The sequence below is a fragment of the Prauserella rugosa genome (genome assembly GCF_000719975.1).
In the GTDB taxonomy this organism is placed as follows: domain Bacteria; phylum Actinomycetota; class Actinomycetes; order Mycobacteriales; family Pseudonocardiaceae; genus Prauserella; species Prauserella rugosa.
This window is the reverse complement of the sequence record NZ_JOIJ01000001.1, coordinates 104,702-131,011: the sequence shown is the minus strand read 5'-3', so window position 1 is coordinate 131,011 and position 26,310 is coordinate 104,702. Positions and strand designations below refer to the sequence as shown.

Sequence of the window (26,310 nt, the reverse complement as noted above, 5' to 3'; positions counted from 1 at the left end):
CACCAAGGGGCCCTTGGGGGCCGCTCAGTAGCGGTAGAAGTGTTCCCTGCGGCCCTGGCGGACGAGCTTCAGCCACTCCACGAACGCCTTCGGGTTCCGCTTCACGCCCACGAAGTACAGGCCGAACCGGATGACCTCCAGCGCGCCGATCTTCCGCATTCCCGGCTGGGACAACAGGAAACCGCGGTTGCGGTAGGTGTAGTAGCGCTTGACCTCGTTCTCCGGGTCCTGCGCGTGGAACCGGCCACCCAGCATCGGCTTGAACTCGTCCGAGCCGTTCGGATGCAGGTACGACGTGCGCAGCGACGTGCCGAACGGCAGTCCCGAACGCACCAGGCGCCGGTGCAACTCCACCTCGTCGCCCCGGAAGAACAACCGCAGATCCGGCACTCCCGTCACCTCGAGCGTCGAGGCCCGGAACAGTGCACCGTTCATCAACGACGCGATGCCGGGCAGGAAATCCTCACCCAGCTCGTCCGACGAGCGCTTCCACGTCAGCCCGCGCCGCAGCGGGAACGCCAACTTCTCCGGCTCGTCGATGTTCACCACCGTCGGCGAGATCTCGGCCAGCCCGCGCCGCTCGGCCTCGGCCAGCAGTGTCTCCAGCACGTGCTCGTCGGCGGGCCTGCCGTCGTCGTCGGCCAGCCACACCCACTCGGCGCCCAGAGCCAGTGCGTGCAGCATGCCGAGCGCGAACCCGCCCGCGCCCCCCAGGTTGCGGTACGACGGCAGATACGTCACCGGCCGCGAGTACGCCTCGACGACGTCCCGCGCCGACTCCTCGTCCGGACCGTTGTCCACGACGATCAGGTGATCCACCGGCCGCGACTGCGACTCGATGACCTTCAACGACTCGGCCAGCAGATCGCGGCGGTTGCGCGTGACGACGACACCGGCGACCGCGCCTTCGGGGAGCGCCTGCATGTCAGCCGCCGTTCGCCTGGCCGGCCGGCGCCGCGGCGGCGGCGTCGTCGGGGTTGGCCTGGCCGAGGCGTTCGAGCACCTCGCGGCTGACGTTCTGGAACGGGTCCCTGCCCTTGTAGCCGGTCAGCACCTCGCGCAGGCGGCCGTGCTGGCGCACCCTGCCCTCGTCCATCCACATGGCCTGGTCGCACAGCTCCAGCAGCAGCTCGTCGGAGTGGCTGGCGAACACGAGGATTCCCGAGCGCTTCACCAGGTCCTTGAGCCGGTCGCGGGCCTTGTTCATGAAGGACGCGTCGACCGCGCCGAGGCCCTCGTCGAGGATGAGGATCTCGGGGTCGATCGAGGTGACCACGCCCAGCGCAAGGCGCACGCGCATACCCGTGGAGTAGGTGCGCAGCGGCATCGCGAGGTAGTCGCCGAGCTCGGTGAACTCGGCGATGTCGTCGATGCGCTTCTCCATCTCCTTGCGGCTTTTGCCGAGGAAGAGGCCGCGGACGATGATGTTCTCGAATCCGGAGGTCTCCGGGTCCATGCCGACGCCCAGGTCGAACACGGGCGCGACCTTGCCGGTGACCCGCGCCGATCCGCGCGTGGGTTCGTAGATGCCCGACAGCAGGCGCAGCAGCGTGGACTTGCCCGCGCCGTTGTGGCCCACGAGCGCGAGCCGGTCGCCCTCGCGCAGCTGCAGGTTCACGTCCTGCAGTGCCTCGATGATCGGGACCTTCGAGTCCGAACCGATCTTGCCGCCGACCTTGCCGAGGACCCGCTTCTTCATCGACCGCGTCTTGGCGTCGAAGATCGGGAAGTCCACGTAGGCGTTGCGGACGTCAATGCTGACCATTGGTGTCACACCCAATACGAGACACGGGCACGGTAGTTACGCATGACCACGAGCGCGAGGGCCCAGCCGACGATCGTGATGCCGATGGCCACCAGCCAGCTGGCGCCGTCGATGTGCTGGCCGATCAGTGGCGCACGCACGATCTGCACGAAATGGTAGAGCGGGTTCAGCTCGATGATCGGCAGTGCCCAGGACACGCCCTCCCGGCCGCCGCCCGCGTACAGCTGGTCGATCGGCCAGACGATCGGGGTCAGGTAGAACAGCAGCTGGATCAGCGAGTTGATCAGCTGCGGGATGTCGCGATACCGGGTCGAGATGACGCCGAGCATCAGCGTGACCCAGCCCGCGTTCAGCGCCAGGATCACGAAGCCGGGCACAGCCGACAGGATCGTCCAGTCGATACCCGGGTGGCACAGGCCGTGTCCCGTGGTGCAGGCGTCCTCCTGCACCGCGTACTGCTGGGACAGCGCGGGGAAGAAGATCGCCACGATGATCACGTAGACGATCACGTTGTGCGCGGCCATCAACGTCTGCCGCCACACCGTGCGCAGCGCGTAGATCGTCAGCGGCGCGGGCATCTGCTTGATCAGACCCTCGTTGGAGATGAAGGTCTGCATGCCCTCGGTGATGCAGCCGCTGATGAAGCCCCACACGATGAACCCGGTGACGATGTAGGGCAGGAAGGTCGAGATCGGCAGGCCGAACAGCTGCGAGTACAGCAGGCCGAGGCCGAGGGCGATGACGCCCTGCGTGATCGTCAACCAGAACGGGCCGATCACCGAGCGGCGGTACCGCTGCTTGATGTCCTGCCACCCGAGGTGACCCCACAGTTCGCGCTGGCGCAGGCCCGTGCGGATGTCGTCGAACGCGCGCTTCCAGGACCGGCTGCCGGGAACGGGCGCGGTGTCGGTGTCGGCGTTCATCGGTGACTTCGTCCCTGGGCTGTCGCCTGATCCGCCTTCGCGTGAATCAGTGGCCTTCGAAGTGCTTGTGGCATGCACGGGATATGAGGGTACTGCTGCCGCGATCGGTCGAACGCGCGCGTCGGGTTCCGGGGCGCGCGTGTCGCCCGTCCGAGTGGCGAAAGGCCCGAAATGCCTGGTCAGCGTAGCTCGTCGAGGCCGGCCCGCGGGGTGATGGGAGTGCGTGGGAGACGGCCGGGACGCTGGTAGTTTGCGCCCGTGAGTCGATTGGTCGGAACCGCACTGGGCCTGCTGGTCGTCTTCGCGTTCGGCACGTGGTTGGCGTGGTCGTACATCACCGACGCGACACTGCTCGACCTGCGCTACGCCACGAACCTCGCCGACGGGCACGGGCTGGTGTTCAACGCGGCCGACCACAGCCCCATCGAGGGGTTCACCAGCTTCGCCTGGACGCTGTGGAACGCGCTGTTCGCCGTGTTCGGCGCCGACCCGGTGCTGGTGGCGAAGGTGACCGGCGTGGTGGCGGGCCTGGCGACGTTGACGCTGCTGATGCGCGCGGTCGACGGTTCGGCAGCCGTCGTGGCCGGCTGTGCCTACGTGCTGTTCCTGCCGACGTTCTTCCACCTCACCGGCGGTCTCGAGACGGCGGTGGTGGCACTCGTCGTGCTGCGGATGGCCGTGCTGGGCATGCGGGTCGTCGAGGAACGGCACGTCCCGGACATCGAACCGCCCCTGTTGCTGCTGCTGGCCGCGACGCTGCGTCCGGAGGCGCTGCTGGCGGTGTTGCCGGCGTTCGTCGTGTGGTTCCGCTCGCGGCGGTTCTCCGGCGGGGCCCGCGCGGGCATCACGGCCGCGATCGTGCTGGCGCTCGCCTGCCTGGTGTGGACGGTGCTGCAGTACGGGCACCTCGTGCCGAAGCCGGTGTCCGACCTGTTCGGCGGGATCGCCTTCGACGCGGAGTGGCTCGGCGCGACGCTGCTGGTGTTCGCCCCGCTGGTGCTGCTCACCGCGGCCCTGATGACGTGGCCGGAGCTGCGCCGCGTCGGCGCGTTCTTCTGCGTGACGGTGATCGCCGGCGGACTGCCGTACGCGCTGGGCGGCGCGGTCGACGGCGACGACCTGCACCGGTACGCCTTCACCGTCTTCCCCGTGCTGTGCCTGGCCGCAGGGGTCGCGGTCTCGGCTATGACGGGGGTGCGGTTCGTGCAGGCGGGGGTCGGCATCGTGGTGGTCGGTTGGGTCGCCGTCACCGGTGCCCTGTCCCCGGACCTGGCCTCGACCGCGAACACGGGGGTCGACCTGAGCCGCACCCACGAGGCGATCGGCAGGGGACTGTCGGAGGCCGACGTCGAGGCGGGCGCGCGGACGGTCGCAGTCGCCGACCCCGGGGTGATCCCGTACTACAGCGGCTGGCGGGCGATCGACTACAGCGGCAGGAACGACGCGCTGATCGCCGACGGCACGCGACCGGACTCGGTGGTGCGCTCGCAGCAGCCGTCGGTGATCGTGGTGCCGTCGCCGGACGGGAACATCCCCGAGGACGTGCACGGCCTCGACGTGCCGGTCGCGGTGGCCGGCTACTCGCAGATCGGGCCGTTCCAGGCCAGGGACGGCAGCTGGCAGTTCGTGTTCGTCCGCCCGCAGTGGGCGCAACAGGTCGAGGTGACCGTGCGTGCGGCCGTCGCCCGCGGCGAGCAGCGGTACGGCGACGACTACGCGGTCACGATCAACCGCTGGCTCGACAGCCTCAAACGCTGAGTCAACCGCTGACTCGCACGCTGATTCGAACGCTGACCCCGCGGCCATCGGCCCGGCCGTCCCACCGACGACGAACGCCCCGCCCGCGAGCCGATCGCGGGCGGGGCGTTCGTGGACGTGCTGTGCGGGCGCGCCCTACAGGCCCTACAGGTACTGGCCGGGGTTGCCGATCCCCGAGTGGCCGCCTTCGCCAGCGCCCTGCGGAAGTCCGCGGCGCATCTGCTCGAGCTGTGCGCGTGCGGCCATCTGCTGGGCGAACAGCGCCGTCTGGATGCCGTGGAAGAGCCCTTCGAGCCAGCCGACGAGCTGCGCCTGCGCGACCCGGAGCTCGGCGTCGGACGGCGTGCGGTCCTCGGTGAACGGCTCGACCAGACGCGTCAGCTCCTGCCGCAGGTCGGGGGCCAGTGCCTCCTCGAGCTCCTTGATCGACGTCTGGTGGATCTCCCTGAGCCGGTCCCTGCTCGCGTCGTCGAGCGGTGCGGCACGCACCTCCTCGAGGAGTTGCTTGATCATGGTGCCGATGCGCATGACCTTCGCGGGCTCCTCGACCATGTCGCCCACGGACTCGCCTGCGGCCTCTTCCGACTCGCCCTGCGGGTTCAGCCGCGCTGCACCGACCGGCGAACCGTCCGGCCCGACCACCATGACGTGCTGATCGTCGGCGGGGGCCGCCGAGTACGGGGTGTTCGACTCCGTCATAGCTCCATCCTGGCTCACTGCGTGCGTTCTCGGGTCGTGCTCTCTGGGGTTCTGCTGTGTGCTGCTGCTCCGATTTCCGAGCGTAATCGTCCCCGGCGGGTGCGCGGAGTCCACCTGGGGATATGCGAGCGTCTTCGTCGGTTGGCCCGGTTCGCCCGATTTTCGCGCCGGTCGGTCGATCACCCTGTGTGGATGCCTCCTGCCCGGTCGGGTGACCCCGTACGCAGGACCGGAGACCCGGCTGCGCGGCGAAAACCCGGCTCCGTACCTTGTTCGCATGGCGTTTGACGTCGCTCGGATCCGTGGGTTGTTCCCCGCGCTGGGTGACGGTTGGATTCACTTCGACGGTGGAACCGGAATGCTCGTCCCTGAACAGGTCGCGTCGGCCGTTTCGACGGCGATGCGGGCTCCGGTGTCCGGACCGGGCGGAGCGTTTCCGGCCTCACAGCGTGCGGAGAGCATCGTGGCCGCGGCTCGCCGGGCAGTGGCTGACCTCGTGGGAGGAGAGCCCGAGGGCGTGGTCCTCGGGCCGAGTGCGTCCGTGCTCATCGCGCAGCTGGCCGACACCCTCTCGACCCGCTGGACACTCGGCGACGAGGTCGTCGTGTCGCGGCTCGACGAGGAGGCCAACATCGCGCCGTGGGTGCGGGCGATGAACCGCGTCGGCGGCAACGTGCGCTGGGGCGAGATCGACATCGAGAACTGCGAGCTGCCCGCGTGGCAGTACCGCGAACTCGTCGGCAGGCGGACCAAGGCCGTCGCGGTGACGGCCGCGTCCGGTGCCGTCGGCACGCGGCCCGATCTGGGCCCGATCACGGCCGCCGCCGAGCAGGCCGGTGCGTTGATGGTCGTCGACGCGACGTACGCGGCGCCGTTCCTGCCGCTCGACGTCGCGACGCTCGGTGCGGACGTGATCGTGCTGTCGGCCCAGACGTGGGGCGGGCCCGCGATGGGCGCGCTCGTGTTCCGCGACCCCGCGCTCATCGAACGGCTGCCCGCCGTGGCCCTCGAGCAGGAGGCGCGCGGACCCGAACGACTCGAGGTCGGCCCGCACGCCTATCCGCTGCTGGCGGGACTGATCGCGTCGGTGGACTACCTCGCAGGCCTCGACGACGCGGCGACCGGCACCAGGCGCGAGCGGCTGCTCACCTCGCTCGGCTCGGCCAAGTCGTACCAGTCGGGGCTGCTGGACCAGTTGCGCGCCGATCTGCGGTCGCTGCCGCACGTGACGGTGCTCGGCGACGCCGTCCGGCGCATCCCCGCGTTGGCGTTCTACGTCGAAGGGCGCAAGGCCTCCGACGTCGCCGACTACCTGGCCAGGCAGGGCCTGTGTGCGTTCGCCGACAGCGGCACGTCGGGCCTGTTCGAGGCGCTCGGGATCGGCGAGGTCGGCGGCGCCGTGCGGATCGGCCTGGCGCACTACTCGAACACCTTCGAAGCCGGACAGCTCGTGCGGGTGCTGGCCGAACTCGCCTGAGCCCGGCCGGCACCCGCACGGCGGCTACATCGTGGGTTCTACGTCGCGGGCCTACTTCGCGGTCAGCACGATCTTGCCGAACACGCCGCTCTCGTCGAGCGCGCGATGCGCCTGCGCGGCGTCGGCAAGGGGGAGTACCTGGTCGATCACCGGCAGCACGGTGCCCTGGTCGAGCAGCGGCCACAGCCGGGCGCGGACGTCGGCGACGATCTCGGCCTTGCTCTCCAGCGACCGCGAACGCAGTGCCGTCGCCGACACCGTGCCGCGCTTGCCCAGCAGCTTGGCGATGTTGAGTTCGCCCTTCACGCCGCCCTGCATGCCGATGATGACGAGGTGGCCGCCGTCCTTGAGTACGTCGATGTTGCGGTCGAGGTACTTCGCACCGATGTTGTCGAGCACGACGTCGGCGCCACCCGTGGCCGCGGTGAGTTCGGCGACGAAGTCCTGCTCGCGGTAGTTCACGGTGATGTCGGCGCCGAGCTGGCGGCAGCGTTCGAGCCGCTCGTCCGAGCCCGCGGTGACGGCGACCGTCGCGCCGAGGGCCTTGCCGACCTGGATGGCGTGCGTGCCGATGCCGCCCGCCCCGCCGTGCACCAGCAGAACGTCCCCTTCGGACAGTCCGGCGTGCATCACGAGGTTCGACCACACCGTGCACGCCACCTCGGGAAGACCGGCGGCGGAGATCAGTTCGACCTCGCTCGGCAGCGGCAGCAGCTGGCCCGCGGGCACGGCCACCTTCTCGGCGTAGCCACCGCCTGCCAGCAGGGCGCACACCTCGTCGCCGACCTTCCACTCGGTGACGCCCTCGCCGAGCTGCGTGATCGTCCCCGAACACTCCAGGCCGAGGATCTCGCTCGCGCCGGGCGGAGGCGGATAGTTGCCCATCCGCTGCATCACGTCCGCCCGGTTGACGGCCGTCGCCGCGACGTCGAGGAGCACCTCGCCGGGCGCGGGTTCCGGATCGGGGACCTCGGTCAGTTCGAGATTCTCTGGTGGGCCTGGTTCCCGGAGCATGATCGCGCGCATACCGCGACTGTATGTCACCTCGCCGACACCTCGCGCCCGTTGCTGCGCTCCGCGGCCGGCCTCGGGCTGCGGGCGGGTGGCTTTCCTACGAACGGACCTTGACGTACCGGATAACTCGCACAAAAGTGACGCCGCAAAGCGATGAAGGGGACTCAGAATGTCATTCCACAGACGGAATTTCCGGGCCGCCGCCGCGATCGCGGCCTGTGCGGGCCTGGTGCTGAGCGGTTCCGCCACCGCGGCCGCCGCGCAGACCGTGCCCTCCGGTGAGCTCGGCGACTCGATCGAACGCAGCGCCCTGCAGCGGCACCTGATCGCGATGCAGCGCATCGCCGACGCGCACGACGGGAACCGGGTCGCCGGGTCCGTCGGGCACGAGACGTCGGCCGAGTACGTCGCCCAGCGCCTCGAGGAGAAGGGCTTCGAGATCACGCGCCAGGAGTTCCCCTTCACCTACACCGAGACCCTCGCCGAGAAGCTGACCGTCGGCGGTGAGGACGTTCCCGTCACGGTCATGTCGTACAGCAAGTCGACCGAGGAGGGCGGGCTGACCGCTCCGCTGGCCGCCGTCGAGTCCGACGACACCCCCGGTTGCGAGGCCGAGGACTACGGCGACGTGACCGGCAAGATCGCGCTCGTCGAACGCGGCGAGTGCGACTTCGCGCAGAAGCAGGCCGCGGCCGCCGACGCGGGCGCCGTCGCCGCGCTGATCTACAACAACGAGCCGGGCGAGCTCAACGGCACCCTCGGCGACGCCGAGAGCGCGCGCATCCCGACCGGCGGCGTCGCCCAGGAGGACGCGCAGAAGCTGATCGACGCCGACGGCGAGGACATCACCGTCGAGCTGCGTGAGCTCCAGGAGGAGCGCACCACCTACAACCTCATCGCCGAGACGACGACCGGCCGCGACGACAACGTCGTGATGGCCGGTGCGCACATCGACAGCGTGGTGGACGGCCCCGGCATCAACGACAACGCCACCGGTGCGGTCGGCCTGCTCGAGACCGCGCTGCAGATGGGCGGCTCGCCCGACATCAACAACAAGGTGCGCTTCGCGTGGTGGGGCGCCGAGGAGTTCGGTCTCGTCGGCTCCACGCACTACGTCAACTCGCTGTCGGCCGACGAGCAGCTCGACATCGCGCTGTACCTGAACTTCGACATGATCGGCTCGCCGAACGCCGGCTACTTCACCCACGACGGCACCTACCCCGACAGCGGCCTTCCCTACGGCTCGAACGCCATCACCGAGGCGTTCACCGAGTCGATGGCGGGTCGCGACATCGAGGTCGAGGCCGAACCGGTCAACGGGCGTTCGGACTACGCCGAGTTCGCCGCCTACGGCATCCCGATCGGCGGCGTCTACACCGGCGCCGAGGGGAAGAAGACCGAGGAGCAGGCCGAGAAGTGGGGCGGTGAGGCCGGTGTCGCCTACGACTCCTGCTACCACACGCCGTGCGACAACCTGGGCAACGTCGACTACGACGCCCTCGCCGTCAACGGCCAGGGCCTGGCCGACGTCATCGACGGCTACGCCATGAGCACCGAGGACGTCAACGGCATCGCACCGCAGGAGGCCAAGGACAGGGCGGCCGTGGCCGAGCAGCGTTCCGCGCAGCAGCGCGCGGCCGTGGCCACCGCCGACTCCGAGGCACTCGCCCGGTGACCGCGGCGGGCGTGCCGGGCACCCGGCACGCCCGAGTCGTGCACCCGTGACAGCAGCGGCGCCCGCCTCCCGAACGGGAAGCGGGCGCCGCCTGCGTGTGCGGCCTGAATCGGTGGCGGGGGCAGGACGGGCCTGGGCGCGACGCGTCCGCCGCGCCCAGGCGATGTGCGAGTGTGCGTTGTCTACGGGCCGGGCGGATGCGGCGCCGGTGACCTCCGGTGGCTCGCCGCCGCCGCGCGGAAGGGCCGCGTCACGGGCGGACCGACCGCGGGAACACGGCGAGGGGTGCCTCCGGATTCGGCGTCGCGCGCCGCCGGCCGATGTGCGATCTTCTGGACACTGCACCACCTGACCTCTCCCGGGCGGAGCCGACGGGCTGCTCCTCGGGTGGAGGCGTTCGGCCCTGCCGGCTTCCTCCGTACCCCCAGCGTGCTCCTGCGGCAGGAGCCGCACAAGCCGGGCTCGCCCGTCCGTTCTACTCTCCGTTCATGGCTGCGGACCCCGGTGAGACACCCTGGCTCACGGACACGGAGATGACCGCGTGGCGGCCGTACGTCGTCTCGACGCTGCGGCTGCGGCAGCGACTGCATCGCGAACTCGTGGAGGCCCACGACGTCTCGCTGATCGACTACGAGGTGCTCGCCGCGTTGTCGTCCACACCGGACGGCTCGATGCGGATGACCGAGCTGGCGGACATGCTGGGGTCGACCAAGAGCAGACTCTCGCACCAGATCGCCCGGATGGAACGGGCCGGGTACGTCCGCAGGGGAAAGGACCCCGACGACAAGCGCGGCGTGACCGCCGAACTCACCGACGAGGGCCAGGAACTGTTGCAGGCGGTCGCGCCCACGCACGTGCGCGGGGTGCGGGCGCATCTGATCGATCTGTTGACCGAGGACGAGCACGTCACTCTCGGTTCGGTGTTCTCCCGGGTGTCCGCACACCTGACCGAGCTCGAGGACTGAAGCGTTACCCTGAGCCCGCGAGGAAGCGTGGCAGAGCGGCCGAATGCACTCGACTTGAAATCGAGCGTGGGGCAACCCACCGGGGGTTCAAATCCCCCCGCTTCCGCAGCTGTGCTCAGGTGAAGCGCCGGGTCGGACATCGCGTCCGGCCCGGCGCTTCGCGTGCCCGGCTTCGTTTCGCGTGCGGCCCGGCGTTTCGCGGCCCACGGGCGTCACACGCCGGTCGTGCCGTCGATGCGTTCCCTGAGCAGGTCGGCGTGACCGTCGTGTCTCGCGTACTCGGCGATCATGTGCGTGTAGATCCAGCGCAGGCTCACGTCCATGCCGTGGAAAGGGGCCGTGTCGTCGAGGGAACGTCCTCGGCAGTTGCGTGTGGACACGGCGATCTCCGCCCGCCACGCCGCCATCGCCTGCTCGGCCGACACGTCGTCGCGCAGCGCGAAACCCTCGTCGTGCTCGCGTTCGCCCGTCGCCGGGTACACGGCGGGCACCTGCTCGCCGGTGAGCGTGCGGCGGAACCAGGTCCGCTCCACCTCGGTCATGTGCTGCACCAGGCCGAGGAGGGTCAGGGTCGACGGCGGCGCCGCCGCGGTGCGCAGCTGCTGTTCGGTGAGACCGTCGCACTTCAGTGCCAGCGTCTCCCGGTAGAAGTCCAGCCACGCCGCCAGGGTCGTCGCCTCGTCCGCGGTCGTCGGCGGGCGGAGTCGTTCGATGGGCATGGCCGAAGCCTGGCACGCCCCACCGACGGTTTCCGCCTACGTTCGCGGTCACGGCGAGGCCGCCTGGGTCCGTGGTGCGAACGTGGTGGCCGCGGCCAGCCGTGGCCGCTTCGCTCGGTACCGGCTGGCGATCGTGCGTGCCCCGGTCGCGTTCAGGCGCCACCTGGCCATGGGCCTGCTGACCACGAACCGCCTCGCCACCGTCGCGTCGCTCCATCCGCGCAGTGCCGCGACCCGTGCGGCGTCCTTCGGGATCAGCAGTTCCCCCGCCAGTTCGTCCGCTTCGCGCTCGGCGGTGGCCGACGCGGAGCCACACATCCGGCCGTCGGTGACGAGCAGGCCGAACTCGTGCTCGAGCAGGACGTGGGCCATCTCGTGCGCCACCGTCGCGCGCCTGCGCCGGGGATCGTGGACGTGGTTCTCGACGATCGCCCTGGCGCTGCCGACGGCGACCAGTGCGCCGGAGAAGGAATCCGCCGCAGGGCCGGTGAAATGCCGTACCGCCGCGCGGGGCATCGCCGGGTCCGAGAGGTCGTGGACCGGGATTCCGTACAGCTCGGCGAGCGCGTACGGGTCGAGTGGATCGAGGGCGTCCAGGTGGAGCTCGCCGCGCACCTGGAGGGCGAGCCGCCCCGCATGGGCCTTGAATCCGCGACGCAGGGTCATCGCCTCAGCTCCCGCCGTCCGCTGCCGCGGTGCCGTTCCTCCCGATGCGCCGCATGGTGGCGCCGACGATCTCGAGCAGGTACTCCTTGTCCGCCTCGGCGAGGTCGTCGCGGGCGCGCAGCAGCATCGCCAACTGGGTTTCGAGCGCCGGTTCCGGCACACCGCCCGCCGCGCCGCCCGAGTCGGTGCGGCCGGGTTCGTCCGGCTGGACCGCGAACTCCTCGGCAGGCGTGCCGAGCCACTGCACGAGCGCGATGAACCCGTCGAGATCCGGTCGTTGCCCGTTGCCCATCCGGCTCAGCAGCGACGGGCTCACCCCCGCCTCCTCGGCCAGTTGGCGCCACGACAGGTGGCGCGCTCTGCGCTGGGCGTCGAGCGCGCCGTACAGCCGCGGCAGATCGATGCGACCGGTCATGTCGGCTCCTTCGGGCAGGGTGTCGGCGGAGCAAGCGTGGCAGGAATCCGGCCGGGATGACTAGCGTCGAATCGCAGTACTGCGATACTGTTGCAGAACTGAAACACACGCGGAGACGAGGGTGGGGGAACGGAGATGAGTGCTGCCAGCGGTGTCGACGGTGCCGGTGACGGCGGTGAGGTCCGGGGTGTCGGGGGTGTTGCGGGTGACAGCAGTGCCCGGGGCGACCAGGGCTATGACGGGGTTGACGGCGCTGCCGGCGGTGCCGGCGGTGCCGGCGACCACGGCGCTGACGGTGTCCGGTTCGGACGGGCGACCGTGTTCGGCGTGCGCTTCCGGCTCTCACCCGACTCTCTGACCTGGCTGGTGACCCGGGACGACGTCGTGCTGTCCCGGCACGTCCGCAAACGTGACGCCGAGCGGGTGGCTGCCGCCCACGCGCGCGGACGTCGGCCGAGCACGCTCGTGATCGAGCGGATGGACGGCACGTGCCAGAGCGTGCGCAGCTACGGGCACGGTTCGGCGCAGCAGCACGCGGACGGGGCCGGGTCGCCCGGGCGCGAGCGCGCCCACGGGTGTCGCCGGCACGTCGCGAACTCGCCGTTCGTGACGGCGCGGTTCGGGCGCCGGGACGGTGTCGACGTGGCGGTGCGGCCGCGCTGTGCGGGTGGTGCATCACGTCCGTCACGTCACCGCACCGCCGAGACGCGCGCCGCGGCCGAACGCCGTACCGTGGAGACACGATGAGGAAGCGTTTGTTGTTCGCGGCCATGAGCGGTCTGCTCGTCGCGGGATGCGGTTCGTCCGGCACCGAGACCCAGAATGCCCCGAGTCCGGGCTCGGCGACGTCGGAGGCGCCGTCGTCCTCGGTCGCGCCGTCGGCCCAGTCGTCCGCGCAGAAGCCGGACTCCGGTGCGACGTGTCCGGCCGCAGCCGACATGTCGCCGCGCGAGAAGGTCGCCCAGCTGGTCGTCGTCGGTGTCGAGACCGGCGCCGAGGAGACCCAGCAGATCGTCAGGGACGAGCAGATCGGTGGACTGTTCGTGGGCGGCAACGCCACGGACCTGTTCACGTCGGGCGCCTTGAAGTCCGTGCAGGACGTGGCCGACGTCCCGGTGTCGATCGCCATCGACGACGAGGGCGGCCGGGTGCAGCGGCTCGACGAGCTGGTGGGCGACATGCCCAGCGCCCGCGAGATGGCGCAGACGATGTCCCCGCAGGAGGTGCGGCAGCTGGCCGTCGAGCGGGGCCGCGAGATGCGCGAGCGCGGCGTCACCGTCGACTACGCCCCCGACGTCGACCTCACCGACGAGCCCGCCAGCGAGGCCATCGGCGACCGCTCCTTCAGCACCGATCCGGCCACCGCGCGCGAATACGCCAAGGCCTTCGGCGACGGCCTGCAGGAGGCGGGCATCAAGCCGGTCATCAAGCACTTCCCCGGACACGGCAACGCCAGCGGCGACTCCCACGTGGGCGACGTGACGACACCGCCGCTGTCGGAACTGCGCAACCACGACCTCAAGCCGTACGAGCGCATCGGCGAGTACGGCGACGTGGGCGTCATGGTCGGCCACCTCACCGTGCCCGGTCTGACTGAGGACCAGCCCGCGTCGATCTCGCCTGCCGCCTACAAGCTGCTGCGTGACGACTACTCGTTCAACGGCCCGGTCGTCACCGACGACCTGGGTGCGATGAAGGCGATCACCGACCGGCACTCGCTCCCCGACGCGGTGCTGCTCGCCCTGAAGGCGGGCGCCGACCAGGCGTTGTGGTCGTCCGGCGGGAACGTGGCACCGGTGCTGGACCGCCTCGAGAAGGCCGTGCGCGACGGCGAGCTCTCGCAGGAGCGGGTCGACACCTCGCTCACGCGCGTGCTGCGGGCCAAGGACGCGTGCGGCGCCTGACCGTCGGGTTCGGAAACCGCGGGCTCAGAACTGCGCGGTGGTCAGCTCGCTGATCAGCGCGTCCAGGTCCAACCGCTCGGCCTCGGTGCCGCACGGGACGATCGCCGTGGTGGCGTCGGCGAACCGCTGCACCTCGGCAGTCTCGAGCTCCACCACGGCGTAGCCGTCCGGCGACTCCAGTTCGAGCACGAGGAACTCGTCGTCGGTGGACAGGTCCGGGCGCAGCCGGACGTCCCCGATTCCCGCCGGCTCGGTCAGCCCGGTCAACAGCAGCTCACGGGAGAAGTCCCACTCGACCCACTCGCTCGCGTCGACCCGAAACGCGAGCGACACGGTGAACGGGTCGTCCGCGCGGTACATCAGGCGAGCGAGCACCGGCGTGCTGCAGCCGTTGAGGTACACGAACTGGCTCTGGTGTACGGCGTCGTTACGCACTGCACACTCCCGTCTCTCCGGTGCCGCCGGTGCGGCGGCCTTCACTCGTGAGACTTCTGATTCGCCACACTGTGATGCATCTTCGCGCGGAAAACTGGGCGACTTCGCCCGATTGGGGCATTCAATGACCCGCCGTATGCGGGGCTTCACTCCATCGAGTCGTTCTGGTTGTGAATTCGGGATGCCGCCGTGACATGGGGACGCGGGCGCGCGTTAATGACAGGAATCCTTGAGGGCCGCCGCACGACTGGGGTGTTGGGTGCGGGGCCCGGCCGAACACTCCTGGAGGGCTGATGGCGCCGACGGCCCCGCGTCCCACACCGCACCAGGACGCCCTGCTCGACCGCACGGGGATCATCAGTGCCTCGTCCCGGGGTTCGACCGTTCCGCCCCGTCCGGGCATCAATCGTTCCGGCGCGGCCGGGTTCATGGCGTTCGTGCTCATGGTGCTGGCTGGAGTGACCGGACTGTCCGAGGTCGACGGTGGGGGCGGAGCCTCGACGCTCATCGCGGGTGACGACGTCAGTTCGCAGGCTCCTGTTCCGGACGTCGCGCCGCCGGGCGGATCGCGCCCCGATTCCCCGTCGGACGGGCAGGAGCGGCCGCGGCAGCCGTCCGGCGACGTCGCAGGGCCACCGGCACCCGTGGCGCCCGCGCCGTCGGTGCCGCAGGAGGTTCCGACTGTGGACACGCCCGAGCCGGTGACGTCGCCGCCGGCGCCGGCCGGCCCGGTGCGTGCCGTCGCCGCAGAGGCCGACGTGGCAGAGGCGAACGCCGCGGCGGAGGGTGCCGAGTCGGCACTGGGCGGTGCTGCCCGGAGTGGCGGGGTTTCCCGCGCCGGTGTTGCCTCACCGCCGCGCTCGCCTGCCGATGCCGCCGACCGCGTGCGCACCGACGTCGAGGCGGCCACGGACGCCGCGATGCGCGACCTGCGCCACCGGCTGCGCACCACGCTGCTGCAGCAGCAACCGGCGATGGTGACCGAACGTGCCGCGCAGCCGCACCGGCCCGAGGTGGAGGTCCGCCACGCGCCGCAGCCTCCCGCGGACGTCCGGGACGCGCACCGCGACGCCCATCGGCACGTCGACGTCGAGTCGCACCACCGGCAGGTTCCGCAGCAGGGCACGGCGCCCGTGCCGAGGTCGTCGTTCCACGAGGAGTCCGAATCCTCCGAGGCACCGGAATCGCATGCACCGGAATCTCCCGCCCCGGAAGCCCACGCTCCCGAAACTCCGGCGCCTGAAACCCACGCTCCCGAAACCCACGTGCCTCAGGCGATGCGGGAATTCGAGGACCGGGCGCAGGAATTCGGCGACCATGGCGATGGCGGTGCCGAGCACGGACTCGAGGGCCGATTCGAAGGCCGGCTCGACGACGGTCACGACCCGTCGGTACCCGGCGGCGGGTTCGGCCCGTATCTCGCCACGCGCTGAACCCGTCCCGCGACGCCCGCGTCGGTTCCGACCTCCGTGGCAGACGCACCGAGCCCGCCCGCAGCCGCACCGTGGTCGTGGCGCTGCACACAGTAACGACTCGCGACCTCGTTCGTCGCCCCGCCGCGCAATCGTTTTCGCCTCTGCGGCGGCCTTCACGCCGCGGTCACGGCGCGCGAACGGCCCTGGTCACCCGGTGACCGTTATGTGAAACTGTCTCGCATTCGGCTCCTACCGGAAGGCAAGCTCGTGCGTCGTAGCCTGCGTACCGTTCTGGCTCCCGCTGTCACGTCGTTGCTGTTGGCGACGACCGTCGTCACCGGCAGCGCTGCTCCCGCCGCCGCGGAGACCCCGGACTGCCCGTGGGTCGATTCGGACGCCCCGGTGGAACAGAGAGTGCAGCAGCTGCTGTCACGCATGACGCTCGACGAGAAGCTCGACATGGTGCACGGGGCGGCCGCGCCCTTGCAGTTCGTCGGCCCGACCTACGCGGGCGCGATCTCCGAGATTCCGCGGCTGTGCATTCCGCAGCTGGGGCTGACGGACGGCCCCGCGGGGGTGGGCAACGGCCACACCGGCGTCACCCAGCTGCCGTCGCCGATGGCGCTCGCCGCGTCGTGGGACGACGATCTCGCGACCCGGTACGGCGCCACGATCGGCAAGGAGAGCCGCGGGAAGGGCGCCGACGTCGCGCTCGCCCCCACGGTCGACCTGCTGCGCGATCCACGTGCCGGTCGGTCCTTCGAGACGTTGGGCGAGGATCCGCACCTGACCGGCGAGCTGGCCTCGGCGCAGGTGCGGGGCATTCAGGGTGAGGGTGTGCTGGCCCAGGCCAAGCACATCGCCGCCTACAACCAGGAGACGCTGCGGAACCTGCCTGCCAACGACGCGAAGGTGGACCAGCGTACCCTGCAGGAGGTCTATCTCTCGCCGGTGCAGGACGTCGTCGACGCCGGGGTCGCGTCGGTGATGTGCAGTTACAACCGCCTCAACGGGGTCCACGCCTGCAACAACAGCTACCTGCTGAACCAGGTCCTGAAAGGACAGTTCGGTTTCGAGGGGTTCGTGACCTCGGACTGGTTCGCCACCCAGGCCAGCCACGCCGCTGCCAACGCGGGCATGGACCTGCAGATGCCGGGCGGCTGCCACTACGGTCCTCGGCTGCGCAAGGGCATCAACAGCGGTGCCGTGACCACGGCCACGCTCGACGGGATGGTCAGCCGCATCCTGCGCCCGATGTTCCAGTTCGGTCTGTTCGAACGCGACGGTGGCGGTTCGCCCGATGACGTGGTGACCAACCCGGACCACGCCGAGCTCGCCAGGCAGGTGGCCCAGCAGGGCATGACACTGCTGAAGAACGACGACGAGCTGCTGCCGCTCGGCGAGGGCACCGGATCCGTCGCGGTCATCGGGGACGCCGCGGGCAAGGACGTCATCGGCTCCGGCGGCGGCAGCCCGCACGTGATCGCGCCGCGGATCGTCACACCGTTCGAGGGCATCGCCGACCGTGCCGAACAAGCCGGCGCCGATGTCGCCTTCGACGACGGCGGGAACGCCGCCAAGGTCGCCGCCGATGCCGACGTCGCCGTCGTCGCGGTGAGCAAATGGTCCACCGAGTCGAAAGACAACGACGACATCGCACTGTCCGATCAGGACACCAAGCTGATCGAGAGGACGGCCGAGTCGAACCCGAACACGATCGTCGTGCTCAACACCGCGGGTCCGGTGGAGATGCCGTGGATCGACGACGTCGCGGGTGTCCTCGCCGCCTGGTATCCGGGGCAGGAGTACGGCACCGCGCTCGCGTCCGTCCTTTTCGGAGACAGCGAGCCGGGTGGCAGGTTGCCGGCCACGTTCCCGGTCTCGCAGGCCGACATGCCGACGGCCGATCACGAACGGTTCCCCGGCGGTTCCTACGACGAGGGGCTCGGCGTCGGATATCGCTGGTACGACCGAGAGGGCATCGAGCCGCAGTTCCCGTTCGGTTTCGGGCTGTCGTACACCACGTTCGCGTACTCGGACGTGCAGGTGCGCGGTGACGGTGCTGCGGGGACGACGGTGAGCGCCGAGGTCACGAACACCGGTGACCGAGCCGGATCCGAGGTCGCCCAGCTGTACGTGACGCATCCGGAGTCCGACCGGGAACCGCCGAAGCGGCTCGAGGGTTTCCAGCGGGTCGCGTTGGAACCGGGGGAGAGCAGGCGGGTGGAGTTCGAGCTCGACGACCGCTCGCTGGCGCACTGGGACACCGACGGCGAGCAGTGGGTGCGCAGCGCCGGTGACTACCCGGTGGCGGTCGGCGGGTCGTCGCGGGACCTGCCGCTCGAGTCCGAGGTCTCGGTGGCCGAGACGACGCCCGTCTCCGAGCCGACACCCCCGCCGCCGCCCCATGCGCCGGAGGGCGACGACCCCGCGTTGACCAAGGCGGGCAACGTCCTGCGGTGCCCGGCCGAGAGCCTGTACTCGGCGGTACTCGGAGGGATCTCCCTCTTCGGTCTCCCGCCGGGCAAGCAGGCCGAGGAGACGCCGGACAACCCGACCGCCGACGGCTGATCCGTCGCCGGGTCGAGCGGCTCGGGGAGATATAGGTCACAAGCGGTGCCTCTACCGAAAAGTAGCCCATAGTTGTTTTGTCCGGGGTTTCGCGCGCGATGCCTCGAGGGGGAGCGAACCGGGCGTCTTCATGGGGAGTTATCGCAGTGGCCACACGATCGACGGCGGTGTTGGCCGGGCTCGGCGGTTGGCTGCCACCACGGGTGGTCGACAACGCCGAGCTGACCGCCAGGCTCGACACGTCCGACGAGTGGATCCGGACGCGTACGGGCATCCGTGAGCGGCGCGTCGTCGACGCCGGGATGTCTACAGTGGACATGTCGGTCGAGGCGGGTGGCCGCGCGTTGCGGTCCGCGGGTCTCGAACGGGTCGACGCCGTCGTGCTCGCCACGGCCACGCCCGACCAGCCGTGCCCGGCCAGTGCGCCGCAGGTCGCCAGCAGGCTGGGGCAGCGGGACGCGGCGGCGTTCGACGTCAACGCGGTGTGCAGCGGGTTCGTCTACGCCCTGGCCACGGCGGCCGGACTCATCGCCGCGGGGGTCGCCCGGGACGTGCTCGTCGTCGGAGCCGACGCGTTCACCACCCTCCTCGATCCCGGCGACCGGGGAACCGTGCCGATCTTCGGGGACGGCGCGGGCGCCGCGGTGCTGCGCGAGGGCCGGGACGGCGAGGCCGGTGCGATCGGACCGTTCGACCTGCACAGCGACGGCGAGCACGCCGAGCTGCTCGTCGTACCCGCGGGCGGTTCGCGGCAGAAGGAACCCGAGCAGCCGAGCGATCGCTACCTGCGGATGGAGGGTCAGGCCGTGTTCCGCCACGCGACGACCCGCATGGCCGAGTCGTCGCGCGCCGTGCTCGACGGACTCGGCTGGACCGTCGGCGAGGTCGACCGGTTCGTCGGTCACCAGGCGAACATCCGCATCCTCAACACGGTCGCCAAACAACTGGGGCTGCCCGCCGACAGCCTCGTGGTGAACATCGAACGCACGGGCAACACGAGTGCGGCGTCGATCCCGCTCGCGCTCGTCGACGGCGTCCGCGACGGCAGCCTCCGGCCGGGGGACCGGGTGCTGCTCGCCGCGTTCGGAGCCGGATTCACCTGGGGAGCCACGGGACTGCGGTGGCCGGACGTGCCGGTCGAGGCGGTGCGGTGAGACGGCGAGGTGCGACAGGCAGTCCTCGCCGCTCCCACGGCGTCACGACCGGTCACGATTGCTGTCTCCGGACAGCATCGTGAACCAGCGGCCGATCGAGTGCTTGTAGCCGTCCGGCATGTGTAGGTCCGCGGCCTCTGCCGGGGAGAACAAGCCGATGTCGTTGTGCTCGTGCGAGGCAACGGGATCCCCGCAGTCGTCCGGATGGCACCCGTACGTCACGACGAACACGCTCCTGTCGACCGCCGCGATGTGGTAGATCCACGAGTCCAGGATCGGCCCGGCCCGAACCCTCCACCCGGTCTCCTCGGCCACCTCGCGAACGAGGCATTCCTCAGGGGATTCGCCTCGTTCGATACGTCCGCCCGGGAGTTCCCATTCCGACCGTTCGTTGCGCAGGAGTAGCACTCTGCCGTCCCGGACAGCGACTCCCTTCACCGATACGGGGAAGCTCGCGGGAGTGGCCGTCATCGGAGCATCCTTCGGGCGCTGACCTGGTTGCGCAAGGGTCGCACGTCGTTGCCGTCGTGGATGCGGTCAGATGAGCCCGAGGCGGAGCATGGCATCCGCGACGTTGGTGAAGCCGCTGATGTTGGCACCGGCAACGTAGTTGCCGGGCATCCCGTACTGTTCAGCGGTGGCATGGCATCGGGCGTGGATGTCCTTCATGATCTCCTGGAGCCGTCTTTCGGTGAAATCGAAGCTCCAGCTGTCCCGAGACGCATTCTGTTGCATCTCGAGTGCTGACGTCGCCACACCGGCCGCATTGGCAGCCTTCCCGGGGCCGAATGCGACCCCCGCCTCGTGAAACATGCGGACCGCATCCGGGGTGGTCGGCATGTTTGCGCCCTCCCCGACCGCGATGCAGCCGTTGGCGATCAAATTAGCGGCGTCGACACTGGTGAGTTCGTTCTGCGTTGCGGAAGGGAGCGCGACGTGGCACGGAACTTCCCAGACACTGCGCTGCGGGACAAACTTCGCGCTTGGCCGGGTTTCAACGTAGTCGCTGATGCGCGTTCGCTCGACCTCCTTGAGTTGTTTGACCAGCTGCACGTCGATGCCCTGCTCGTCGTAGACGTAACCGGACGAGTCCGAGCACGCCACGACCGTGCCGCCAAGTTGGTGCACCTTCTCCATGGCGTAGATGGCGACGTTTCCCGAGCCGGATACGACGACCTGCGTGCCATCGAAGGAACGCCCCTTCGCCGTCAGCATCTCTTGGACAAAGAACACGCACCCATAGCCGGTCGCCTCCGTACGGACGCGGGCGCCGCCGAAGGAGAGATGCTTGCCCGTCAGTACGCCCGACTCGTATCGGTTGGTGATCCGCTTGTACTGGCCGAAAAGGTAGCCGATCTCTCTGCTTCCGACCCCGATGTCGCCGGCAGGCACATCGACGTATTCCCCAATGTGTCGGTGCAACTCGGTCATGAAGCTTTGGCAAAACCGCATGACTTCGCTGTCGGAGCGCCCCTTTGGGTCGAAGTCGGCGCCGCCCTTGCCGCCGCCGATGGGCAAGCCGGTCAGTGCGTTCTTGAAGATCTGCTCGAATCCGAGAAACTTCACCGTGCCCTGATAGACCGACGGGTGAAAACGCAGTCCGCCCTTGTAGGGGCCCAAAGCGCTGTTGAATTCCACCCGGAACCCACGATTGATCTGGACCTCGCCGTTGTCGTCTTCCCATGGAACGCGGAAGATGACCTGGCGTTCGGGCTCGCAGATGCGTTCGATAATTTTCTGGTTCGCGTAGTCGGGATTCTCGTCGATGGCCGGTCCGATACTTTCCAGGACCTCACGCACAGCTTGGTGGAACTCGGTTTCGCCCGGGTTGCGGTCCACCACGTTTGCGTAGACTTGTTCGAGGCGATCATGAAGCGCCAAACCGACTCCTTCCTCCGGCAGTACGGGATCGGCACCCCGACGGCTGCGATGTCGAGCTCCCACTTCACCTGGAGAAAGCCCGCCAATCAATATGACACGGGACACGCCGGACCAGTGGTGGCGGCGCAGCACCTTTCCGGAGCGGACTCCGGCCGGGGACGGCGAGCTGCAGGCCTGTTAGCAGACGGCGTCGAGGAGGGCCTGCTCGTCGTCGGTCAGCTCGAGTGCGGCCGCCGCGACGTTCTGCTCCAGGTGCGCCGGGCTGCCGGTGCCCGGGATGGCGAGCACGTGCCCACCGCGGCCGAGCGACCAGGCCAGCCGGACCTGCGCCGCCGTCGCCCCGTGGGCCTTCGCGACGGACGCGAGCTCGGCCCGCCCCGTCTCCGGCTGGTCCTGGCCGGGGAACGCGCCCGCGACGGCGAAGAACGGCACGAACGCGATGCCGAGCTCGCCGCACCGGTCCACGATGGCGTCGTCCGCGCGATCGGTGAGCCCGTAGCGGTTCTGCACACAGACGATCGGTGCGATCGACCGCGCCTCGTCGAGCTGGTCCGACGTCACGTTCGACACGCCGAGCTCACGCACCAACCCGGCCTCGCGCAGCTCGGCGAGCGCGCCCAGATGGTCGGCGAGCGAGCCTGATTCCTTGTCCATGCCGCCGCCCCAACGCAGGTTGACCACGTCCATGTGGTCGCGGCCGAGCTGACGGATGTTCTCCTCGACCTGGGCGCGCAGCCGCTCGGGCCGGGCGTACTCGAGGTGCCCGTCGCGGTTCATCTCCGGGCCGACCTTCGTCGTCAGCACGAGCTCGTCCGGGTAGGGCTGCAGGGCGGTGCTGATCAGTTCGTTCGCCGAGCGGGTCGGCAGCACGTAGAACGCCGCGGTGTCGATGTGGTTCACGCCGAGTTCGACGGCCCTGCGCAGCACGGCGATCGCGTCCTGGCGCGGACGCGGCTTCGGGTCCCACGGCATGCCGGCCAGGCGCATGGCGCCGAAGCCGAGCCGGTTGACGGTCATGTCGCCGAGTCGCCAGGTGCCCGCGGCGTCGGCGGTCGGTGTGGTGGTGTGGATGTCGGTGATAGCCATGCCGCCACCGTGCTGCCGCCGCGAGGTGGTTGTCCGCGAATGGCAACAAGCTGCCAACCCGGGCGCATCGGCCCGACTGCGCGCACAATCGGACGTATGACCACGGGTGAGGTGCGGACCGGCGATCCGGTGACGATCGTGCGCGGCGAGCAGGAGCTGTACCGCCGCCTCGGGCATCTGTTCCTCACCGCCACCGACCTGGCGTGCGTCGCCAACGACCTCGCGTTGTGGGTGGCCGACAGCCGGGCCGCCGAACTCGACGCCGTCGCGACGCGCCGGGCCGGCCGCGCCCGCATCCGCAAGATCTACCCGACGGGACTGCTGCTCGACGCGGTGTCGGCACAGGAGCTTGTGCGCCGCCGCGACCGGCACAAGGCGCAGATCCGCATCAGCTCCGACGAGCTGAGCGAGACGGTGATCGTCGACGGGAAGGTCGCGATCCTCGCAGGCGACGTCACCGACGGCGTGCGCAGCTACAGCGTCATCACCCAGCCCGAGACGGTGCACGGCGTGGTGTCGCTGTTCGAGACGGTGTGGCGCACGGGCGTCGACCTCGACGTCTACGACGCGCAGGTCGCCGAGATCCGCCGCCTCGCCCCGGCCGTGCTGGACCTGCTCGGCCAGGGCGCGAAGGACGAGTCCGCGGCGCGCCAACTCGGGCTGAGCGTGCGCACCTACCGGCGCCGGGTCGGTGAGCTCATGGCGGCGCTCGGTGCGTCGTCCCGCTTCCAGGCCGGGGTCCGCGCCCGCGAACTCGGTCTCGTCTAGGACTCGTCCGGATCTGCCGCATCGGATTCGGCCGCGTCGACCTGAGCGGCCGGCGTCTGAACAGCCGGCGCGTGTGTCGACGCGACCTGAGCGGGGGACGGCGTGGTGGACCACGTCTCCGTGGGCTCGCTGCGTCCGCGCAGCCGGTACGTCTCGTGGCGGTGCCACACGGCGCGTTCGGCCTCGCCCGCCGCGTCGAGTGCCGCCCCGCTGGCGAGGATGCGCCCCTCGGCGTGCTTGGCGTGTTCGGTGAGCCGGGCCGCCTCGTTCACCGCGTCGCCGATGACCGTGTACTCGAACCGGGTGGCCGTGCCCAGCTGTCCCGCGAACGCGGGCCCGGTGGCGACGCCGATGCCCAGGTCGAGCTCGCCGGAGGTGGTGACGGCGTCGCGGATGGCGCGCGCCGTGCGCAGCGCGGCCGTGGCCGGGTCGGCGTGGCGGGTGGGCGCGCCGAAGATGCACAGCGCGGCATCACCCTGGAACTTGTTGACCAGCCCGCCGTGCGTGCTCACCGCGTCGACCACCACGGAGAACAGGCCGTTCAGCTTGCGCGCCACGTCGTCGGGCGCCAGTTCGGACGCGAGCCGGGTCGAGTCGACGACGTCGACGAACAGCGCCGTCACCACGCGGACGTCCCCGGACATCGACGCGCCGTGCTCAAGGGCGTGCCGCACCACGTCGTCGCCGACGTGCCTGCCGAACAGGTCCCGCAGCCGCTCCTGTTCACGCAGCCCCGAGGTGAGGTCGTTGACCGAGGCCTGCAGCATGCCGATCTCGCTGGCGTCGTCGACGCCGACCGTCAGGTCGCGCCTGCCCCGCGCGATGTCGTCGAGCGCGTCCCGCAGCCGGTGCAGCGGCGCCGCCACCGACCGGGCCAGCAGGAACGTGGCCAGCGCGCCGAGCGCCAGTCCGAGAACAGCCAGCATGATCAGGCTGTAGCTCGGGTCGCCGCCGATGTGCGGCGGCGACACCAGAATCAGCACGCCGAGCATCGGGGTGGCGCCCACCAGCATCCAGGTCACGACCAGCCGGGACAGGACCGTCGTCGTCAGCGAGTTGCGCCGCGGCAGCGACCGCAACGCCACGGCCAGCACCGGCCTGGCGACCCATTCGCTCGCCAGGTAGTTGAGCCCGACGGTCGCCATGCCGCCGAGCAGGATCGCCAGCGCCACGCCGAGGGCGTCGAACCACGTGCCGAACACCGCGGTGAGCGTGCCGACCACGACGATGCCGCCGCTCCACAGCGTTCCGCTCACCTTCGTCAGGTCGATCGGCAGCCGCAGCGCGCGGCGGGCCTCCTCGCGGGTCGGCGTACGGCCGAGGACGAACCACACGGCCGTGCGCCGCTGCAGGTACACCACCCACGACGTGCCGATCAGCACCGCCAGGAGGACGTACCCGGCCGCGACGACCGCGACGATCCACTCGTCGCCGTCCGCGCCCGCGGGCACTCCCTGCAGCAACAGCACCAGGAAGACGACACCCGCGCCGAAGAAGCTCGAGAAGAACCCGAGCGCGGCGAGGCCGAGACTGGTGCGCAGAACGGGGCGCAGCCGTTCGGGGAGCCGGGGTCGGGGCACGACGTGATCGTAGGCGCGCCGGGCGCGCGGCAGGAAGGCGCGGCTCAGGCCTCGTCGGACAGGCCGGAGCGCAGCTTGGCCAGCGTGCGCGCCAACAGCCGCGAGACGTGCATCTGCGAGATGCCGACCTGCTCGGCGATCTGGGTCTGCGTGAGGTTGTGGACGAAGCGCAGCGCGAGGATCTTGCGTTCGCGCTCCGGCAGCTGTCTCACGAGCGGCTGAAGGGTCTCGTGGTTCTCCACCCCTTCGAGCGCCGTGTCCTCCTCTCCCAGCGTGTCGCCGAGCGCCAGGTTCTCGACCTCTCCGGAGAGCACCTCGTCCAGCGACATCGAGTGGTAGGCGTTGCCCGCGTCGAGCCCCTCGAACACCGCCTCCTGCGAGATGCCGAGGTGCTCGGCGATCTCGCTCGGCGTCGGCGCGCGCCCGAGGCGCTGCGACAGCTGGGTGCTCGCGCTGTTGATGGACAGGTGCAATTCCTTGAGCCTGCGCGGCACCCGGATGACCCAGCCGGTGTCCCGGAAATGTCTCCGCACCTCGCCCATGACGGTCGGCACCGCGAACGAGAGGAAGTCCGAACCGCGCCGGGGGTCGAACCGGTCGACGGCGTTGATCAATCCGACACGCGCCACCTGCACGAGGTCTTCCTTGGCCACACCCCGCCCCGAGAATCGCTGCGCGATGTGCTCGGCCAGCGGGAGGTGCCCGCGCACGAGTTCCTCCCGCAGTTCGGCACGCCGGGGATCGCTCTCCTCCAGCGTCACCAGTTCGTCGAACAGCGGGGTCAGGTGCTCGTAGTCCTCGGAGGAACCACGCGATCCGCGTCTGGTGGATTCGGTCACGTAAGCGTCGGCTTTCGTTTCGTCAGTTCGACGTGGACCTGGCCGTGGGGGCCGTCGGCGCCGTCGCGGCCCTCGGAGTCGAGCCACGTGTTGGCCGTGTCCGCGAGCGTCGTCAGCACCTTCCAGCCGAACGAGGCCGTGCTGGGCGCCTCCTGCTCGGCGGAGGCGACGGTCCCGTGGAACCGCAGCTCGCCGTCGTCGATGACGAAACGGCAGGTCATCGTCGAGCCGGCCACCGCGCGGGTGATCAACGTGGAGCATGCCTCGTCCACGGCGAGCCGCAGGTCGGCGATGGCGTCCAGGTCGAAATCGGCGCGTACCGCGACGTTGGCGGCGATCGATCGGACGATGGGCAGATGAGTCAGGTTGGCGCCGAGCCGGACCTCGACGTCGTCTTCGCCGAGCTCACCGGGTTGCGCTCCGGTGTGCCGCGGTCCTGTCGACTCTGTCTCTGTCACTTTCACCTCAGTGGGGACGGGCCGGTAAGGGCCGTGGGCGTCTTTCCTCGATGATGACCGGTGACCGTGACCGTGTGGTGCCCACTTCTACCTCCTTGCCGTCGCACGCGCATCCCGCCGGAAGGGGCGGGCAGTCCGGGGCA

General features: G+C 70.1%; 25 protein-coding genes and 1 tRNA gene. 11 read left to right on the top strand and 15 right to left on the bottom strand.

Annotation, left to right across the window (positions count from 1 at the left end; genetic code table 11):
• Positions 1 to 24: 24 nt before the first annotated feature.
• Genes glfT1 through wzm form a run of 3 tightly spaced genes read right to left on the bottom strand, consistent with a single transcriptional unit; the run spans position 25 to position 2,688 of the window.
• A complete protein-coding gene (gene glfT1, locus IF64_RS0100680; protein WP_030529991.1) occupies positions 25 to 924 on the bottom strand; it encodes a galactofuranosyltransferase GlfT1 in 900 nt (299 codons plus the stop codon).
• A gap of 1 nt (position 925) precedes the next feature.
• Entirely contained in the window at positions 926 to 1,765 is an 840-nt protein-coding gene (gene wzt, locus IF64_RS0100675) for a galactan export ABC transporter ATP-binding subunit Wzt/RfbE (protein ID WP_051757346.1), read from the bottom strand.
• Positions 1,766 to 1,770: 5 nt separating this feature from the next.
• On the bottom strand, positions 1,771 to 2,688 hold the full coding sequence (wzm, locus tag IF64_RS0100670; RefSeq protein WP_030529989.1) for a galactan export ABC transporter permease subunit Wzm/RfbD: 918 nt from the start codon (positions 2,686 to 2,688) through the stop codon (positions 1,771 to 1,773).
• 258 nt (positions 2,689 to 2,946) lie between these two features.
• Between wzm and IF64_RS0100665 the strand changes: the two genes are divergently transcribed.
• Complete coding sequence (locus IF64_RS0100665; RefSeq protein ID WP_030529988.1) at positions 2,947 to 4,446, top strand: hypothetical protein; 1,500 nt, start codon at positions 2,947 to 2,949, stop codon at positions 4,444 to 4,446.
• A gap of 144 nt (positions 4,447 to 4,590) precedes the next feature.
• Here the strand turns inward: IF64_RS0100665 and IF64_RS0100660 are convergent, their stop codons facing one another.
• Positions 4,591 to 5,145, bottom strand: a complete 555-nt coding sequence (locus IF64_RS0100660; RefSeq protein WP_030529987.1) for a bacterial proteasome activator family protein — start codon at positions 5,143 to 5,145, stop codon at positions 4,591 to 4,593.
• 277 nt (positions 5,146 to 5,422) lie between these two features.
• Between IF64_RS0100660 and IF64_RS0100655 the strand changes: the two genes are divergently transcribed.
• Positions 5,423 to 6,622 carry a cysteine desulfurase-like protein gene (locus IF64_RS0100655; RefSeq protein WP_030529986.1) on the top strand — a complete coding sequence of 400 codons (1,200 nt, stop codon included), beginning with the start codon at positions 5,423 to 5,425 and terminating at the stop codon, positions 6,620 to 6,622.
• Positions 6,623 to 6,673: 51 nt separating this feature from the next.
• Here IF64_RS0100655 and IF64_RS0100650 read toward each other — a convergent pair whose 3' ends face one another.
• A complete protein-coding gene (locus IF64_RS0100650) occupies positions 6,674 to 7,648 on the bottom strand; it encodes an NAD(P)H-quinone oxidoreductase (protein WP_030529985.1) in 975 nt (324 codons plus the stop codon).
• Positions 7,649 to 7,805: 157 nt separating this feature from the next.
• Here IF64_RS0100650 and IF64_RS0100645 point away from each other — a divergent pair, with 157 nt between their 5' ends.
• From IF64_RS0100645 to IF64_RS0100635, 3 genes are all read left to right on the top strand, one after another.
• Entirely contained in the window at positions 7,806 to 9,311 is a 1,506-nt protein-coding gene (locus IF64_RS0100645; protein ID WP_030529984.1) for a M28 family peptidase, read from the top strand.
• A 488-nt stretch (positions 9,312 to 9,799) separates the two neighbouring features.
• Positions 9,800 to 10,276 carry a MarR family winged helix-turn-helix transcriptional regulator gene (locus tag IF64_RS0100640; RefSeq protein ID WP_030529983.1) on the top strand — a complete coding sequence of 159 codons (477 nt, stop codon included), beginning with the start codon at positions 9,800 to 9,802 and terminating at the stop codon, positions 10,274 to 10,276.
• Between the two features lie 21 nt (positions 10,277 to 10,297).
• Positions 10,298 to 10,382 (top strand) — tRNA-Ser (locus IF64_RS0100635).
• A gap of 106 nt (positions 10,383 to 10,488) precedes the next feature.
• On the opposite strand, the gene IF64_RS0100630 is transcribed toward IF64_RS0100635, so the two are convergent.
• Genes IF64_RS0100630 through IF64_RS0100620 form a run of 3 tightly spaced genes read right to left on the bottom strand, consistent with a single transcriptional unit; the run spans position 10,489 to position 12,076 of the window.
• Complete coding sequence (locus tag IF64_RS0100630; RefSeq protein ID WP_030529982.1) at positions 10,489 to 10,995, bottom strand: DinB family protein; 507 nt, start codon at positions 10,993 to 10,995, stop codon at positions 10,489 to 10,491.
• A gap of 48 nt (positions 10,996 to 11,043) precedes the next feature.
• A complete protein-coding gene (locus IF64_RS0100625; RefSeq protein ID WP_048808665.1) occupies positions 11,044 to 11,661 on the bottom strand; it encodes an ImmA/IrrE family metallo-endopeptidase in 618 nt (205 codons plus the stop codon).
• A 4-nt stretch (positions 11,662 to 11,665) separates the two neighbouring features.
• Positions 11,666 to 12,076, bottom strand: a complete 411-nt coding sequence (locus tag IF64_RS0100620; protein ID WP_036875467.1) for a helix-turn-helix domain-containing protein — start codon at positions 12,074 to 12,076, stop codon at positions 11,666 to 11,668.
• 135 nt (positions 12,077 to 12,211) lie between these two features.
• Here IF64_RS0100620 and IF64_RS26940 point away from each other — a divergent pair, with 135 nt between their 5' ends.
• Both IF64_RS26940 and IF64_RS0100610 read left to right on the top strand, forming a co-directional pair.
• The gene (locus IF64_RS26940; protein WP_036875465.1) at positions 12,212 to 12,823 is read left to right on the top strand and encodes a DUF2188 domain-containing protein; all 612 of its coding nucleotides are present in this window, start codon (positions 12,212 to 12,214) and stop codon (positions 12,821 to 12,823) included.
• Complete coding sequence (locus tag IF64_RS0100610; RefSeq protein ID WP_030529978.1) at positions 12,820 to 13,980, top strand: glycoside hydrolase family 3 N-terminal domain-containing protein; 1,161 nt, start codon at positions 12,820 to 12,822, stop codon at positions 13,978 to 13,980. The genes IF64_RS26940 and IF64_RS0100610 overlap by 4 nt, the downstream gene beginning before the upstream one ends.
• A 24-nt stretch (positions 13,981 to 14,004) precedes the next feature.
• Here IF64_RS0100610 and IF64_RS0100605 read toward each other — a convergent pair whose 3' ends face one another.
• Positions 14,005 to 14,415 (bottom strand): SsgA family sporulation/cell division regulator, encoded by a 411-nt coding sequence (locus IF64_RS0100605; RefSeq protein ID WP_030529977.1) that lies wholly within the window; start codon positions 14,413 to 14,415, stop codon positions 14,005 to 14,007.
• A gap of 293 nt (positions 14,416 to 14,708) precedes the next feature.
• Here IF64_RS0100605 and IF64_RS0100600 point away from each other — a divergent pair, with 293 nt between their 5' ends.
• From IF64_RS0100600 to IF64_RS0100590, 3 genes are all read left to right on the top strand, one after another.
• Positions 14,709 to 15,848: a hypothetical protein gene (locus tag IF64_RS0100600; protein WP_030529976.1), complete on the top strand. Its 1,140-nt coding sequence runs from the start codon at positions 14,709 to 14,711 to the stop codon at positions 15,846 to 15,848.
• 249 nt (positions 15,849 to 16,097) lie between these two features.
• Complete coding sequence (locus IF64_RS0100595; RefSeq protein ID WP_030529975.1) at positions 16,098 to 18,401, top strand: beta-glucosidase family protein; 2,304 nt, start codon at positions 16,098 to 16,100, stop codon at positions 18,399 to 18,401.
• A gap of 146 nt (positions 18,402 to 18,547) precedes the next feature.
• Positions 18,548 to 19,555 (top strand): beta-ketoacyl-ACP synthase III, encoded by a 1,008-nt coding sequence (locus IF64_RS0100590; RefSeq protein WP_030529974.1) that lies wholly within the window; start codon positions 18,548 to 18,550, stop codon positions 19,553 to 19,555.
• 42 nt (positions 19,556 to 19,597) lie between these two features.
• Here IF64_RS0100590 and IF64_RS0100585 read toward each other — a convergent pair whose 3' ends face one another.
• The 3 genes from IF64_RS0100585 to IF64_RS0100575 form a co-directional block, all read right to left on the bottom strand.
• Entirely contained in the window at positions 19,598 to 20,026 is a 429-nt protein-coding gene (locus IF64_RS0100585; protein ID WP_030529973.1) for an NUDIX hydrolase, read from the bottom strand.
• A gap of 66 nt (positions 20,027 to 20,092) precedes the next feature.
• Positions 20,093 to 21,436, bottom strand: a complete 1,344-nt coding sequence (gene gdhA / locus IF64_RS0100580; protein ID WP_030529972.1) for an NADP-specific glutamate dehydrogenase — start codon at positions 21,434 to 21,436, stop codon at positions 20,093 to 20,095.
• Between the two features lie 177 nt (positions 21,437 to 21,613).
• Positions 21,614 to 22,522, bottom strand: coding sequence for an oxidoreductase (locus IF64_RS0100575; RefSeq protein ID WP_030529971.1), 909 nt, complete (start codon positions 22,520 to 22,522; stop codon positions 21,614 to 21,616).
• Between the two features lie 96 nt (positions 22,523 to 22,618).
• Here IF64_RS0100575 and IF64_RS0100570 point away from each other — a divergent pair, with 96 nt between their 5' ends.
• On the top strand, positions 22,619 to 23,290 hold the full coding sequence (locus tag IF64_RS0100570) for a helix-turn-helix domain-containing protein (RefSeq protein ID WP_030529970.1): 672 nt from the start codon (positions 22,619 to 22,621) through the stop codon (positions 23,288 to 23,290).
• Here IF64_RS0100570 and IF64_RS0100565 read toward each other — a convergent pair.
• Genes IF64_RS0100565 through IF64_RS0100555 form a run of 3 tightly spaced genes read right to left on the bottom strand, consistent with a single transcriptional unit; the run spans position 23,287 to position 26,167 of the window.
• Positions 23,287 to 24,870 (bottom strand): adenylate/guanylate cyclase domain-containing protein, encoded by a 1,584-nt coding sequence (locus IF64_RS0100565; RefSeq protein ID WP_246134821.1) that lies wholly within the window; start codon positions 24,868 to 24,870, stop codon positions 23,287 to 23,289. The genes IF64_RS0100570 and IF64_RS0100565 overlap by 4 nt on opposite strands.
• Before the next feature lie 44 nt (positions 24,871 to 24,914).
• On the bottom strand, positions 24,915 to 25,709 hold the full coding sequence (locus tag IF64_RS0100560) for a SigB/SigF/SigG family RNA polymerase sigma factor (protein WP_030529968.1): 795 nt from the start codon (positions 25,707 to 25,709) through the stop codon (positions 24,915 to 24,917).
• A complete protein-coding gene (locus IF64_RS0100555; protein ID WP_030529967.1) occupies positions 25,706 to 26,167 on the bottom strand; it encodes an ATP-binding protein in 462 nt (153 codons plus the stop codon). Before IF64_RS0100555 ends, IF64_RS0100560 begins: the two co-directional genes overlap by 4 nt.
• Positions 26,168 to 26,310 lie beyond the last annotated feature (143 nt).